This window comes from Streptomyces sp. NPDC005004 (genome assembly GCF_053600675.1).
In genome coordinates this window covers 42,276-56,289 of the sequence record NZ_JBSGAH010000006.1, presented here as the reverse complement: position 1 = coordinate 56,289, position 14,014 = coordinate 42,276, and the positions used below count along the sequence as shown (strand labels likewise).

The 14,014-nt window shown below is 71.9% G+C and carries 14 protein-coding genes; 4 read left to right on the top strand and 10 right to left on the bottom strand.

Going from position 1 to position 14,014, the window contains the following annotated elements; all coding sequences use genetic code 11:
* Positions 1-170: 170 nt before the first annotated feature.
* The 7 genes from tsaE to glmS form a co-directional block, all read right to left on the bottom strand.
* Positions 171-692 (bottom strand): tRNA (adenosine(37)-N6)-threonylcarbamoyltransferase complex ATPase subunit type 1 TsaE, encoded by a 522-nt coding sequence (gene tsaE, locus ACWEEU_RS09920; protein ID WP_385741617.1) that lies wholly within the window; start codon positions 690-692, stop codon positions 171-173.
* On the bottom strand, positions 658-1,911 hold the full coding sequence (locus ACWEEU_RS09915; protein ID WP_385741614.1) for an alpha/beta fold hydrolase: 1,254 nt from the start codon (positions 1,909-1,911) through the stop codon (positions 658-660). The genes tsaE and ACWEEU_RS09915 overlap by 35 nt, the downstream gene beginning before the upstream one ends.
* Positions 1,912-2,032: 121 nt before the next feature.
* Positions 2,033-3,202, bottom strand: coding sequence for an alanine racemase (gene alr / locus ACWEEU_RS09910; RefSeq protein WP_385741611.1), 1,170 nt, complete (start codon positions 3,200-3,202; stop codon positions 2,033-2,035).
* 134 nt (positions 3,203-3,336) lie between these two features.
* Positions 3,337-4,785: an NAD(P)H-hydrate dehydratase gene (locus ACWEEU_RS09905; protein WP_451730567.1), complete on the bottom strand. Its 1,449-nt coding sequence runs from the start codon at positions 4,783-4,785 to the stop codon at positions 3,337-3,339.
* A 46-nt stretch (positions 4,786-4,831) separates the two neighbouring features.
* The gene (locus ACWEEU_RS09900; RefSeq protein ID WP_385741605.1) at positions 4,832-5,203 is read right to left on the bottom strand and encodes a holo-ACP synthase; all 372 of its coding nucleotides are present in this window, start codon (positions 5,201-5,203) and stop codon (positions 4,832-4,834) included.
* 15 nt (positions 5,204-5,218) lie between these two features.
* A complete protein-coding gene (locus ACWEEU_RS09895) occupies positions 5,219-5,941 on the bottom strand; it encodes a hypothetical protein (protein ID WP_451730564.1) in 723 nt (240 codons plus the stop codon).
* 324 nt (positions 5,942-6,265) lie between these two features.
* Positions 6,266-8,113 carry a glutamine--fructose-6-phosphate transaminase (isomerizing) gene (gene glmS / locus ACWEEU_RS09890; RefSeq protein WP_451730561.1) on the bottom strand — a complete coding sequence of 616 codons (1,848 nt, stop codon included), beginning with the start codon at positions 8,111-8,113 and terminating at the stop codon, positions 6,266-6,268.
* Positions 8,114-8,157: 44 nt separating this feature from the next.
* On the opposite strand from glmS, the gene ACWEEU_RS09885 reads away from it, so the two are divergent.
* The 4 genes from ACWEEU_RS09885 to ACWEEU_RS09870 all read left to right on the top strand — a co-directional run bounded on the left by ACWEEU_RS09885 (position 8,158) and on the right by ACWEEU_RS09870 (position 11,319).
* Complete coding sequence (locus ACWEEU_RS09885) at positions 8,158-8,604, top strand: hypothetical protein (protein ID WP_451730558.1); 447 nt, start codon at positions 8,158-8,160, stop codon at positions 8,602-8,604.
* Positions 8,605-8,879: 275 nt separating this feature from the next.
* Entirely contained in the window at positions 8,880-9,293 is a 414-nt protein-coding gene (locus ACWEEU_RS09880; protein WP_451730555.1) for a hypothetical protein, read from the top strand.
* A 72-nt stretch (positions 9,294-9,365) separates the two neighbouring features.
* Positions 9,366-10,355: a type I pantothenate kinase gene (gene coaA, locus ACWEEU_RS09875; RefSeq protein WP_385741592.1), complete on the top strand. Its 990-nt coding sequence runs from the start codon at positions 9,366-9,368 to the stop codon at positions 10,353-10,355.
* A gap of 22 nt (positions 10,356-10,377) precedes the next feature.
* Positions 10,378-11,319 carry a DUF389 domain-containing protein gene (locus ACWEEU_RS09870; RefSeq protein ID WP_451730552.1) on the top strand — a complete coding sequence of 314 codons (942 nt, stop codon included), beginning with the start codon at positions 10,378-10,380 and terminating at the stop codon, positions 11,317-11,319.
* On the opposite strand, the gene glmM is transcribed toward ACWEEU_RS09870, so the two are convergent.
* The 3 genes from glmM to rplM form a co-directional block, all read right to left on the bottom strand.
* Positions 11,316-12,674, bottom strand: a complete 1,359-nt coding sequence (gene glmM, locus ACWEEU_RS09865; protein WP_451730549.1) for a phosphoglucosamine mutase — start codon at positions 12,672-12,674, stop codon at positions 11,316-11,318. The two genes, ACWEEU_RS09870 and glmM, sit on opposite strands and share 4 nt — an antisense overlap.
* Before the next feature lie 178 nt (positions 12,675-12,852).
* Positions 12,853-13,374 (bottom strand): 30S ribosomal protein S9, encoded by a 522-nt coding sequence (gene rpsI / locus ACWEEU_RS09860; RefSeq protein ID WP_385741584.1) that lies wholly within the window; start codon positions 13,372-13,374, stop codon positions 12,853-12,855.
* Positions 13,375-13,415: 41 nt separating this feature from the next.
* Entirely contained in the window at positions 13,416-13,859 is a 444-nt protein-coding gene (gene rplM, locus ACWEEU_RS09855; protein ID WP_199586224.1) for a 50S ribosomal protein L13, read from the bottom strand.
* Between the last annotated feature and the right edge of the window lie 155 nt (positions 13,860-14,014).

Below are 14,014 nucleotides of genomic sequence, written 5' to 3'. Positions count from 1 at the left end.
TGCGGGGGCGGGGGCGGTTAGGTATGCCTAACCGCGGGCTGGACACCATGTGACCACGCCCGGTACGTCCCGCGCAATACGATCCCGACAGCATGTCGGGATACGGACGCGGGCTCTCCCCTGCGTCGCCCTCCGGCACCCTTCGGCGCCGTCCGGCATCCCTGGGTGCCTCAGCCCTCCAGCGCCGCCAGCGCTCCCAGCTCCGTCTCCGCCCACCGCTTGCCGAGCCCGGTCACCGTCACGTGCCGCACCTCGTCGGTGGTGTCCCCGACCGCGCGGTCGATCAGGACCTCCAGGCGGTCGTCGGTCAGCTCCTCGACCTTGCCCTCGCCCCACTCCACGACGATCACCGACTCGGGCAGCGACACGTCGAGGTCCAGGTCCTCCATCTCGTCGAGGCCGCCGGAGAGCCGGTAGGCGTCGACGTGGACCAGCGGCGGCCCCTCGACCAGGGAGGGGTGGACCCGGGCGATGACGAAGGTCGGCGAGGTGACCGCGCCGCGCACCCCGAGCCCCTCGCCGAGCCCCCGGGTCAGCGTCGTCTTGCCCGCGCCCAGTTCGCCGGTGAGCATCACGAGGTCGCCCGCGCGCAGCAGCCCGGCCAGGCGGAGGCCGAGCCGGCGCATCTGCTCGGGGGAGGTGACGGTGAGCCGGATCTCAGCCGGGCTGTGCGGTGCTGCTGCCTCTTCCATAGCCACTTACCGTAGCCCCTGCCGGGACCGCTCCCGCGCGGGTGAGGAGGTCCGCGAGCCGGTCGGTGACGACCTCCGGATGCTCCAGCATCACCAGGTGTCCCGCCTCCGGTACGAGCACCAGCTCGCCGTCGGGCAGCAGGTCCGCTATCGCCTCGCTGTGCTCGCTCGGTGTCACCAGATCCCGTACCCCGGCGAGCACGAGCACCGGCATGTCCCGGAAGGCGGCCAGCGCCTCGGTCTTGTCGTGGTCGGTGAAGGCGGGGTAGAACTCCGCGACCACGTCGATCGGGGTGGACTCGATCATCCGCTCCGCGAACCGCGCGACCGCCGGGTCGATGTCCCGGCCCGCGAACGAGTAGCGCTTGATCACCCCGGCGAACAGCTCGGCGGTGGCCCGGCGACCCTTCTCCACCAGCTCCGCCTGCTGTCCGAGCGCCTTCAGCACGCCCGGCAGGACGCGGCGCACCGCGTTGACCCCGGCCAGCGGGAGACCGAAGTTGACCTCGCCGAGCCGTCCGGAGGAGGTGCCGACGAACGCGGTGGCGACGACGCGGTCCCGGACCAGCTCCGGGAACTGGGCGGCCAGCGCCATCACCGTCATGCCGCCCATGGAGTGGCCGACCAGCACGATCGGGCCCTCGGGCACGACCGCGTCGAGGACCGCCTTCAGATCGCGGCCGAGCTGGTCGATGGTGACGGGCACGCCGTCGCGGGTCTGGGCCACGCCCCGCCCGGAGCGGCCGTGGCTGCGCTGGTCCCAGTGGACGGTGCGGACGACACCGCGCAGCGCGGCCCGCTGGAAGTGCCAGGAGTCCTGGCCGAGGCAGTAGCCGTGACAGAAGACGACGGTCACGGGCGCGGGTGCCTTGCGGCCGAAGAGCCTGCGGCGGCGCGGGGAGACGTTCGGACCGGGGTCGGGCTCGATGTCGTCGACCTCGTAGTACAGCTCGGTGCCGTCGTCCGCGACGGCCTTGCCGGGGGTGCCGCGCAGGGTGCCGTAGGGGCCGGCCGAGTCCAGGGCGAGCTGGGCCTTGCGGCGCATTCCGCGCCCGACCGTCATGCGCTCGATGGCCACCCCGGCGGCGGCGCCCGCGGCCAGGACGCCTATCGCGGCCCCGGCGAGGCCGGTCGTCCGGCGCCAGCTCCCCGTCGCCTCCCCGGCGGCGGCGACCGCGGCGACGGCCTCGGCCACGCCCTCCGCACTGCTCTCGCTCACGTACCGCTCCTCCTCGCCGGACCGCTGTGCTCAGATCTTCGCCGTACTCATGTTCGTAAAAAACGGGGACATGACTCACCCAGGGGGCTCCGGGGCTCAACTGCCGGGCCCGGCGGGGTGGTTATCCCTCTTCTTCCCCGTTCAGATGCACGCGGGGCACCCGGGCGCCGATGCGGGTGACGATCTCGTACGCGATCGTCCCGCACGCCTGTGCCCAGTCCTCGGCGGTGGGCTCGCCCGCGTCGCCGGGGCCGAACAGCACCGCGTCCGTGCCCGCCGCGGGCTCGTCGCCGCCGAGGTCGACCACGAACTGGTCCATCGCGACCCGCCCGGCGACGGTGCGCCACTTGCCGTCGACCAGCACGGGCCCGGTGCCCGAGGCGTGGCGGGGGATGCCGTCCGCGTAGCCGACCGGCACCAGGCCGAGGGTCGTCTCGCCGGGGGTGACGTAGTGGTGGCCGTAGCTGATGCCGTGACCGCCGGGCACCCGCTTGACCAGGGCGAGGGAGGCGCGCAGCGTCATCACCGGGCGCAGCCCGTAGTCGGCCGGGGCACCGAGTTCGGGGCTCGGCGAGACGCCGTACATCGCGATGCCGGTACGCACCAGGTCGAAGTGCGTCTCCGGAAGGGTCAGCGTGGCCGGGGAGTTGGCGATGTGCCGCACCTCCGGGCGCAGACCCTGCTCCTCGGCGTGGGCGACCATCTCGCGGAAGCGGTCGAGCTGGGCGGTGATGGAGGGGTGGCCCGGCTCGTCGGCGCACGCGAAGTGGGACCACAGACCGGTGACCTCGATCAGCCCGTCCGACTCGGCCTTCAGCGCCTCGGCGACCAGCTCGGGCCAGTCGCCGGGCTGGCAGCCGTTGCGGCCGAGGCCGGTGTCGGCCTTGAGCTGCACGCGCGCCGCGCGGCCCGCCGCGCGGGCGGCGTCGGTGACCTCGCGCAGCGCCCACATCCCGCTGACCGACACGTCGAGGTCGGCCTCGATCGCCTCGCGCCAGGGGCCGCCGGGCACCCAGAGCCAGCACATGATCCGGCCCGGCAGCCCGGCCGCGCGCAGCGCGAGGGCCTCCTCGGGCGTGGCGGTGCCCAGCCAGGTCGCCCCGGCCGCGAGGGCGGCGCGGGCGCAGGGCACGGCGCCGTGGCCGTACGCGTCCGACTTGACGACGGCCATCAGGGCGGCGCCGCCCGTCAACCGGGCGCGCAGTGCCCGTACGTTGGCGCGCAGGGCACCCAGATCGATCTCGGCGCGGGCGCGCAGGGGCGCCGTCGGCACAGCTGCTGTCTCGTTCATGGCGCCCCCAGTCTCTCAGAGGCCCCGCCCGGCCCCCGGAACCACTCCTCGGCGGCCCCCCGCCGGGTGCCCGGCCACCCGGGTCCGGCACGCGTTCCCCGTGGCCCGTACGGCCCGTCGCGCCTCCTCGGGGCTCAGTCCCCGTCCAGCTCCCGCCGTACGTCCCGCCACGCCTCCGGCAGCCGGTCGGAGATGTCCAGGGCCGCGATCGGGGCGCCCCGGGAGGCGAACCGTCCGGCCAGGCCGTGCAGATAGGCGCCCACGCTGCCCGCGTCCAGCGGGGTGAGCCCGGCGGCGAGCAGGGAGCCGGTGAGCCCGGAGAGCACGTCGCCGCTGCCGGCGGTGGCGAGCCAGGCGGTGCCGGTGGGGTTGACGCGGACCGGGCCGCCGTCGGGGGCGGCGATCAGTGTGGTGGAGCCCTTGAGCAGGACCGTGGCCCGGTACACCGCCGCCAGCTCGCGCACCGAGGAGAGCCGGTTCGCCTCGACCTCCTCGCGGCGTACGCCCAGCAGGGCGGCGGCCTCGCCCGCGTGAGGGGTCATCAGGGTCGGTGCCGTGCGCCCGCGCACGGTGTCCCGGTCCGCGAGCCGGAGCCCGTCGGCGTCGAGCAGCACCGGTACGTCCGCGCCGAGCACCTTGGCGACGGTGGCCGCGTCCTCCCCGGCGCCGGGTCCGACCACCCACGCCTGCACGCGGCCCGCGTGATCGGGGCCCTGGTCGGAGACGAGCGTCTCGGGGAACCGGGCGATCACCGCGTCCCCGGCGGGACCGACGTACCGCACGGCGCCCGCGCCCCCGCGCAGCGCCCCGGAGACGGCGAGCACGGCCGCGCCGGGGTAGCGCGCGGAGCCCGCGGCGACGCCGAGCACCCCGCGCCGGTACTTGTCGCTCTCCGCCGAGGGCACCGGCAGCAGCCGGGCCACGTCCGCGTGCTGGAGGGCCTCCACGGCCGGGTCGGGCGGCAGTTCGAGCCCGATCCCGACGAGGCGGACCGCCCCGGCGTACTCGTGCCCGGGGTCGATCAGCAGGCCGGGCTTGTACGCGCCGAAGGTGACCGTCAGATCGGCCCGTACCGCGGCGCCGCGCACCTCGCCGGTGTCCGCGTCCACCCCGCTGGGCAGGTCCACGGCGACGATCCCGGCCCCCGAGCGCGCGGCGGCGTCCACGAGCCGCTCGGCGTCGGGGCGCAGGCCGCCCTTGCCACCGATGCCGACGATGCCGTCCAGGACGAGCCCGGCCCGCTCGATGGCGGCGAGGGCGTCCTCGGGGGCGGTGACGACCGTGCCGCCCGCGTGGCGCAGTGCCCGGAGTCCGCCCGCGTGCGCCCGGTCGGGTGAGAGGAGGACGGCGGTGACGCCCGCGCCGCGCCGCGCCAGCCGGGCCCCGGCGTACAGCGCGTCGCCGCCGTTGTCGCCGCTGCCGACCAGCAGCACCACCCGGCTGCCGTGCACCCGCCCCAGGAACTCCGCCGACGCCGCGGCCAGCCCGGCCGCCGCCCGCTGCACGAGCGCGCCCTCCGGCAGCCGCGCCATCAGGGCCCGCTCGGCCGCTCGTACCGTCTCCACGCTGTACGCCGTACGCATGTCTTCGAGTCTGCCCCGCGAGCGCGGACCCGCGCACCCGGATGGATCAGTTCTCGGCGATCACCACGGCCGAGGCGACCCCCGCGTCATGGCTGAGCGAGACGTGCCAGGACCGCACCCCCAGCTCGGCCGCGCGGGCGGCCACCGTGCCCTTGACCCGCAGCCGGGGCTGCCCGCTGTCCTCGACGTACACCTCGGCGTCCACCCACAGCAGCCCGGACGGCGCCCCCAGCGCCTTGGCGAGCGCCTCCTTGGCCGCGAACCGCGCCGCCAGCGACGCGATCCCCCGCCGCTCCCCGCTCGCCAGCGACAACTCCCCCGCCACGAACAGCCGATCGGCCAGCCCGGGCGTCCGCTCCAGCGCCGCCCGAAACCGCTCGATCTCGGCCACATCGATCCCGACCCCGACAATGCCCATGCCGGGAGCCTACGGTCACTCCTCGCCGAACAGATCCTCCACCCGCTCGACGGCGACGGAGCGGTCGAGCCAGCTGTCGATCACTTCGGCGTCGGTGCAGGCGTCGACCCGCTCACGCACGTCGTCGGAGACGGCCAGCCCACGCGCCTCCAGCACCCGCAGCACGGCCTGCTTCTTGCCGGCCACCTCCCCCTTGGCTTCCCCGTCCAGGTACGCCTCCTCGAAGACCGTCCCCCGCCCGGGAAAGAACGTGACGACCATCTTCTCCAACTCCCTCCACGTGTCCCGGGCCGGAGTGTTCTCCAGCCCGATTTCCAGAAATTCCGACCAGTACATGGCGGTGGCTTTGTCGAACGAACGCATTCCGCGAGCCAGCAGATTCAGTATGGCCTCGCTCTGCTCGCTCTCGCTGTGGACAAGGGCGGAAAACGTGGCCAGCGCGGGCTCACGCGCCACCATCGCCTCGTCGGTGACCGGGGGCACCGTGTCGGGCCCCAGTACGAAGGGGCGCGTGACCTGGGTAGCCCAGGGTCCGACCCGGCACTCGAAGGGACCCGCGGCCCAGGTCGCGGTGGAACGGTGCCGGCAGACGGCGACGAGGAGCACCGGGAGTTCGAACTTGGCGTGCAGATAGCTGACGTAGTACGCCCAGTTGACGCCCTTGTCCGGCGCCCGCTTCGTCTGGGCCTCGATGGCGAGCAGAAACCCGTCGCCGTCCGAGGGCACGACCTTCAGCACCGTGTCGACGCGCCGCTCCAGCGGCTTGATCTCCGTCGCATCCGGAGTGATCGCCTCGATCTCCGCCTTGACGGCTCCAGCCCCAGCGCCTGGAAGACGGGGGCGAGTACCTCGGGATGGTCCTGGAAGATCCGGTGCGAGGTCTCGTGGGTGGATGTGACCATGTCCGCGATGGTGTGGGGGCGGGAGCGGCAACGTCTCGGCAATCGCGCCGCATTCACCCTTTCGGGAACCGGAAAAACGTTCCCCTCCCGACCTGTGCGAATTCGGCCCGCCGGGGACTCCGGGCCTCGCTCGGCGGACGGGCCCGGAGTTCCGTTCCCGCTATTCCACCGTCACCGACTTCGCCAGGTTCCTCGGCTGGTCCACCTCGTTGCCGCGGGCGGCGGCCAGTTCGCAGGCGAAGACCTGGAGGGGGACCGTGGCGACCAGGGGCTGGAGGAGGGTGGGGGTGGCGGGGATGCGGATGAGGTGGTCGGCGTACGGGGTCACCGTGTCGTCGTCCTCGTCGGCGATGACGATGGTGCGGGCGCCGCGGGCGCGGATCTCCTGGATGTTGGAGACGATCTTGTCGTGCAGGACGGAACGGCCGCGCGGCGAGGGCACGACCACGACCACCGGGAGGTCCTTCTCGATCAGCGCGATCGGGCCGTGTTTCAGCTCGCCCGCCGCGAAGCCCTCGGCGTGCATGTAGGCCAGTTCCTTGAGCTTGAGGGCGCCTTCGAGGGCGACCGGGTAGCCCACGTGCCGGCCGAGGAAGAGCACCGTGTCGTGGTCCGCCAGAGAGCGGGCCAACTCCCGTACCGGCTCCATGGTTTCGAGTACCCGCTCGACCTCCCCGGAGATCCGGGACAGGTCGCGTACGACGGCGCGGATCTCGTCGCCCCACTTGGTGCCGCGCACCTGGCCCAGATAGAGGGCGACGAGGTAGCAGGCGACCAGCTGGGTCAGGAACGCCTTGGTGGAGGCGACGGCGACCTCGGGACCGGCGTGGGTGTAGAGCACCGCGTCCGACTCGCGCGGGATCGTGGAGCCGTTGGTGTTGCAGATGGCCAGCACTTTGGAGCCCTGCTCGCGGGCGTGCCGGAGCGCCATCAGGGTGTCCATGGTCTCGCCGGACTGGGAGATGGCGATGACCAGCGAACGCCCGTCCAGGATCGGGTCGCGGTAGCGGAATTCGCTGGCCAGCTCGACCTCGCAGGGGATGCGGGTCCAGTGCTCGATGGCGTACTTGGCGATCAGGCCCGCGTGGAAGGCCGTACCGCAGGCGACGATGACGACCTTGTCCACCTCGCGCAGCTCGGCCGCGCCGATGCGCACCTCGTCCAGGGTGAGTGAGCCGGAGGGGTCGACGCGGCCCAGCAGGGTGTCCGCGACGGCCTTCGGCTGCTCGGCGATCTCCTTGAGCATGAAGTAGTCGTAGCCGCCCTTCTCGGCGGCCGAGGCGTCCCAGTCGACGTGGAACGCGCGGACCTCGGCCGGGGAGCCGTCGAAGCCGGTCACCGTCACGCCCTCGCGGCGCAGCTCGACGACCTGGTCCTGGCCCAGTTCGAGTGCGTCCCGGGTGTGCGCGATGAACGCGGCGACGTCGGAGGCGAGGAACGCCTCGCCCTCGCCGACCCCCACCACCAGCGGGGAGTTGCGGCGCGCGCCGACGACCACGTCCGGGGCGTCCGCGTGCACGGCGACCAGCGTGAAGGCGCCCTCCAGACGGCGGCACACCAGCCGCATCGCCTCCGCGAGGTCGGCCGTCGCGGAGTACTCCTCGGTCAGCAGGTGCGCGACGACCTCGGTGTCGGTCTCGGAGGCCAGCTCGTGCCCGCGCTCGGCGAGTTCGGCGCGCAGCACCGCGAAGTTCTCGATGATGCCGTTGTGCACGACGGCGACCCGGCCGGCGTTGTCGAGGTGCGGGTGGGCGTTGGCGTCGGTCGGGCCGCCGTGCGTGGCCCACCGCGTGTGCCCGATCCCGGTTGTCCCGGCCGGCAACGGCCGCTCCGCCAGCTCCTTCTCCAGATTGACCAGCTTCCCGGCCCGCTTGGCCGACGCCAGTCCCCCGTCCGCGAGCACCGCAACCCCGGCGGAGTCGTACCCCCGGTACTCCAGCCGCTTCAGCCCCGCCATCACGACTTCGAGCGCCGAACGCGCTCCCACGTATCCCACGATTCCGCACATGCGCGGCAGCCTACGGTCAGAACCGGGCTCAAAAGAGGCGCAGCGTGCCCGAATTCGGAAATTCCCACGGTCATACGAAGCGGTTTCCCTTCACGGGCCCGCGACCCCACCGCCGAAAACCGGTCAACTTCCCCTGGACTCAGGCCGCCGTCGACGCCGGAAAGGCCGCCGAACAGGTCGCCGACCCCGCCAACGACGCGGTCCAGCAGGGCTCCCCGTACGTCGACACCGACTCCGCAGCCGCCCTGGTCGTCCTGAGCGGACAGGGCTCGAAGACCATCGCCGAGCAGCAGCGGGCCGTCGCCGACGCCCACGCGAAGAACGCCGCCGCCGAGGCCCAGGCCCAGGCCGCGAAGAACATCGCGGACCAGGCGTCCGGCGACGCCAAGGAGGCCTACCAGCACGCGGCGGGCGCGGCCCAGGACGCCGCCGCGCGCGCCGAGGCGGTTACCAGGACGGCGTTCTCATCGACGCCAAGGACCAGGCCCTGAAGGCGTCGTTCTTCACCGCCGAGGGGAAGCTGCAGTCCTGGGTCACAGAGCCGCTCAAGCAGGCGAAGGACCAGGCCCGGGCGGCAGGTGACGTACCGATCGTCTGGTACGTCACCGACGAGCGCACCGCCACCCCTTCAAATACATGATGGCCGACAACGACATCAGGACCATCACGGTCGTCTACAGACCCGGCCCGGCATGAGCCACCCCGGGCGCCTCCCCTGCCCGGGGCGGCGCCCGGGGCAACCACCCAGCGCAGAAAGGACCTTGTTGTGAGCTACAGCCTGATGCTCCGTACCTTCGTCGAAGGCGGTGACGCACCCGTCCCCCTCGACATGGATGTCGTCCGGTCCGTGCTCGCCCCGTACGACACGGGCGACCCGGCCCTCACGGTGATGGAGGACGGCTGGCTGCAGTTCTGGGTCCGGGCGTCCGACGGGAGCGAGGCCGAGATCTTCGCGGACGACAGCAGCGTGCTGGTGGAACGTCCGCACTCCGGGACCGGCGTGTTCGGCATCGTCGCCGAACTCGCCGCGCGGCTGGGAGCGGTCGTCATCGACCCGAACAGCGGTGTCTTCCTGTGCGGCGAGGAGACGTACGCCCGGCTCCCGGTGGCCATGAGGGAAGACTCGGTGGTGGTCGGGATGACGGGTGAAGCCCTGAAGGCCGCCCTGCTCGGAACGTGATCTCCCCGAGGCGTTCCCGGGCGTGACCTACCCCACGCCCCACCCCCGTTCAAACTCCGTTAACAATGGAATGTGATCTCACCGGTCTCCGAGTTCCCGAGGAGCGCCCACCGGCACCGGCCGGAGGCGACTCCCTATGTCGACCTCACCCGTGCCGAATGGAGCGCGCTGCGCCACAAGACTCCCCTGCCGCTCACCGCCGAGGAGGTGGAGAAGCTGCGCGGGCTCGGCGATGTGATCGATCTCGACGAGGTGCGGGACATCTATCTCCCGCTCTCCCGCCTGCTGAACCTCTACGTCGGCGCCACCGACGGCCTCAGAGGGGCGCTGAACACCTTCCTCGGGGAGAAGGGCTCCCAGTCGGGCACGCCGTTCGTGATCGGCGTCGCGGGCTCCGTCGCCGTCGGCAAGTCCACCGTGGCCCGCCTGCTCCAGGCCCTGCTGTCCCGCTGGCCCGAACACCCCCGCGTGGAGCTGGTCACGACCGACGGCTTCCTGCTGCCCACCAAGGAGCTCCAGGCGCGCGGCCTGATGTCCAGGAAGGGCTTCCCGGAGTCCTACGACCGCCGCGCCCTCACCCGCTTCGTCGCCGACATCAAGGCCGGCAAGGACGAGGTGACCGCGCCCGTCTACTCCCACCTCATCTACGACATCGTCCCCGGCGAGAAGCTCACCGTGCGCCGCCCGGACATCCTGATCGTGGAGGGCCTGAACGTCCTCCAGCCCGCGCTGCCCGGCAAGGACGGCCGCACCCGCGTCGGCCTCGCGGACTACTTCGACTTCAGCGTGTACGTCGACGCGAGCGCCGAGGACATCGAGCGCTGGTACCTCAACCGCTTCAAGAAGCTGCGCCAGACCGCCTTCCACGACCCGGACTCCTACTTCCGCAAGTACACCCAGGTCTCCGAGGAGGAGGCCCTCGACTACGCCCGCGGCCTGTGGCGCACGATCAACAAGCCCAACCTGGTCGAGAACATCGCCCCCACCCGCGGCCGCGCCGGCCTCGTCCTGCGCAAGGGCCCCGACCACACGGTCCAGCGCCTGCGCCTGCGCAAGCTGTAGCGCCTCCGGTTGGATGGGCGCCATGCTGCATCTGCGCCTGATCGTCCCGCCCGACCGCTCGGACGACGTCGTACGCCTGATCGAGGAAACCGTCGGCACCACCCATCTGGTGGTGCTGCCGGGCGCCGCCCGTGACCCGGCCGGGGACCTGGTCATGTGCGACGTCGCGCGGGAGGCGGGCGACGCCCTGCTCTCCGGGCTCCAGCGGCTCGGCGTCGACCGCGACGGCTCCATCGCCGTGGAGGACATCGGCCTGTCGCTGTCCCACCGGGCCGACCGGGCCGAGGAGGAGGCGCCAGGCGAGGCGGCGGACGCCGTGCTGTGGGAGCACCTGGTCGAGGAGACCCACGAGGAGTCGACCCTCTCGGTCACCTACGTCGCGTTCCTCGCCATCGCCACGATGATCGCGGCCTGCGGTGTCGTCCTGGACAACGCGGTACTGATCGTGGGCGCGATGGCGGTGGGTCCGGAGTTCGGGCCGCTGGCGGGCATCAGCACCGCCATGGTCCGGCGCAGGCCCCGGCTCGCGGCCCGTTCGCTGATCGCCCTGCTGGTCGGCTTCGCCGCCGCGATGGCGCTGACGGCCGGTTTTGCCGTGCTGATGGACCTGGCCGGGCTGTTCAGCGAGGCTCAGCTGGAGGGCAAGCGCCCGAACACCGCGTTCGTCTACGCCCCGGACGCGTTCTCGTTCGTGGTCGCGCTGCTCGCGGGCGCCGCCGGGACCCTGTCGCTGACCTCGGCCAAGTCGGGCGCCCTGGTCGGGGTCGCCATCTCGGTGACGACCGTCCCGGCCGCCGCCAACGCCGCCGTCGCCCTGGCCTACGGCGACACGCGGCAGACCGTCGGCTCCAGCGAACAGCTTCTGCTGAACCTGTTCGGCATCGTGCTGGCGGGCGTCCTGACCCTCCTGGCCCAGAAGTGGTTCTGGGCCAGGAAGGCCGAGGCGAGTAAGGCCAGGCTCTAGCCCAGCGCCGACTTCACCGCGTCGGCCAGGCGGCCCGCCACCGAGCGGGCCTGGTCGATGTCGGCCGCCTCGACCATCACGCGGACCAGCGGCTCGGTGCCGGAGGGGCGCAGCAGGACGCGGCCGGTCTGGCCCAGCTCGCGCTCGGCCTCGCCGACGGCCGCGGCGAGGTCGGCGGAGGTCTGGACGCGGGACTTGTCGACGTCCGGGACGTTGATCAGGATCTGCGGCAGGCGCTCCATGACGGAGGCCAGCTCACGCAGGCTGCGGCCGGTCTCCGCGACCCGCGCGGCAAGGAGCAGTCCGGTCAGCGTGCCGTCACCGGTGGTCGCGTGGTCCAGGACGATGACGTGCCCGGACTGCTCGCCGCCGAGGGCGTAGCCGTGCTCCTTCATCTCCTCCAGGACGTACCGGTCGCCGACCGCCGTCTGGACCAGGCGGATGCCCGCCCGCTCCATGGCCAGCTTGAAGCCCAGGTTGGACATGACGGTCGCGACCACGGTGTCCGAGCGCAGCTCCGAGCGCTCGCGCAGCGCCAGCGCGAGCACGGACAGGATCTGGTCGCCGTCCACCTCCTCGCCGGTGTGGTCCACGGCCAGGCAGCGGTCGGCGTCGCCGTCGTGCGCGATGCCGAAGTCGGCGCCGTGCTCGATCACGGCGGCCTTCAGCGGGCCCAGGTGGGTCGAGCCGCAGCCGTCGTTGATGTTCAGCCCGTCCGGCTCGGCGCCGATCGTGACGACCGTCGCACCGGCCCGCGCGAACACGGCCGGGGAGACACCGGCGGCCGCGCCGTGCGCCTCGTCCAGGACGATCTTGAGCCCGTCGAGGCGGTTCGGGAGCACGGACAGCAGATGCGCGACGTAGGTCTCGAAGCCCTCGTCGTACGTCCGCACCCGGCCGACCCCGGAGCCGGTGGGCCGCTCCCAGGGCTCACCGTGGCGGTGGGACTCGTAGACCGCCTCGATACGGTCCTCCAGCTCGTCGGCGAGCTTGTGACCGCCGCGTGCGAAGAACTTGATGCCGTTGTCCGGCATGGCGTTGTGGCTCGCGGAGAGCATCACGCCGAGGTCCGCGCCGAGGGCGCCGGTCAGATGCGCCACGGCGGGCGTCGGCAGCACGCCCACGCACAGCACGTCCACGCCCGCGCTCGCCAGCCCGGCGACCACGGCCGCCTCCAGGAACTCCCCGGACGCCCGCGGGTCGCGACCGACCACCGCCTTCGGCCGGTGACCCGCGAAAGTACCCGCCTCGGCCAGCACATGCGCCGCCGCGACGGACAGGCCGAGCGCCATCTCGGCCGTCAGGTCCGCGTTGGCGACGCCACGCACGCCGTCGGTGCCGAAGAGTCGTCCCACTTGTCCTCCTGAAGAAGCGCAACTGCTGCGAGGAATCATGGCATGTGCCAGAGCATCCAATCGCACAAGCCTTTGAGCGTCTTGTGTCGTTATACGCCCTTGACGGAGATAAACGAACGCCCCGGCGACACGCAGGCGTGCCGTCGGGGCGTTCGGAGTACGCGCGAAGCGCAGCTGTTTAGCGCTTGCTGTACTGCGGGGCCTTACGGGCCTTCTTGAGACCGGCCTTCTTGCGCTCGACCGCGCGGTCGTCGCGCTTGAGGAAGCCGGCCTTCTTGAGGGCGCCGCGGTTGTTGTCCACGTCGGCCTCGTTCAGCGCACGGGCGACACCGAGACGGAGCGCACCGGCCTGACCGGAGACACCGCCACCCGAGATACGGGCGATGACGTCGTAGCGGCCCTCGAGCTCGAGCACCTTGAAGGGCTCGTTGACTTCCTGCTGGTGCACCTTGTTCGGGAAGTAGTCCTCGAGGGTGCGACCGTTGATCTTCCACTTGCCGGTGCCCGGAACGATCCGGACACGGGCGATGGCGTTCTTGCGACGGCCCAGGCCGGCGGCCGGCTGGGGCTCGCCGAAGCGGGACGCCACGGACTCCGAGGTGTACTCGCCCTCGACGGGGAGCTCGGTCTCGGTGGTGTAGCTCTCGATGTCGACGAGCTCGGTCTCTTCGAGCGGCTGCTCGGCAGTGGTCTCGGCCACGATTCTCCTCAGATTCTCTGTCAGTTAAAGGGCGGCCGGAATTACTGCGCGACCTGGGTGATCTCGAACGGCACCGGCTGCTGGGCAGCGTGCGGGTGCTGGTCGCCCTTGTAGACCTTCAGCTTCGAGAGCATCTGACGGCCGAGGGTGTTCTTGGGGAGCATGCCCTTGATGGCCTTCTCGACGGCCTTCTCGGGGTTCTTGTCGAGCAGCTCGTCGTAGCGGACCGAGCGCAGACCACCCGGGTAACCGGAGTGGCGGTACGCCATCTTCTGGGTCCGCTTGTTGCCGGACAGGTGCACCTTGTCGGCGTTGATGATGACGACGAAGTCGCCAGCGTCGACGTGCGGCGCGTAGATCGGCTTGTGCTTGCCGCGCAGCAGGGTGGCGGCAGTGGTGGCCAGACGGCCCAGGACGACGTCCTGAGCGTCGATGACGTGCCACTGGCGCGTCACATCGCCGGGCTTGGGGCTGTACGTACGCACGGTTCGTAGCCTTCGCTTCGAGTGAATGGTCCTGAACAGGTCACCGAAACGATCACGACAGCCTCGATCGCACTGCGGTGACGCAACCGCGTGCGGATCGCTGGTCATCGGCCCGGTGGACCGGTGTAAGGGCCCGTCCCGTGAGAATGAGCAAG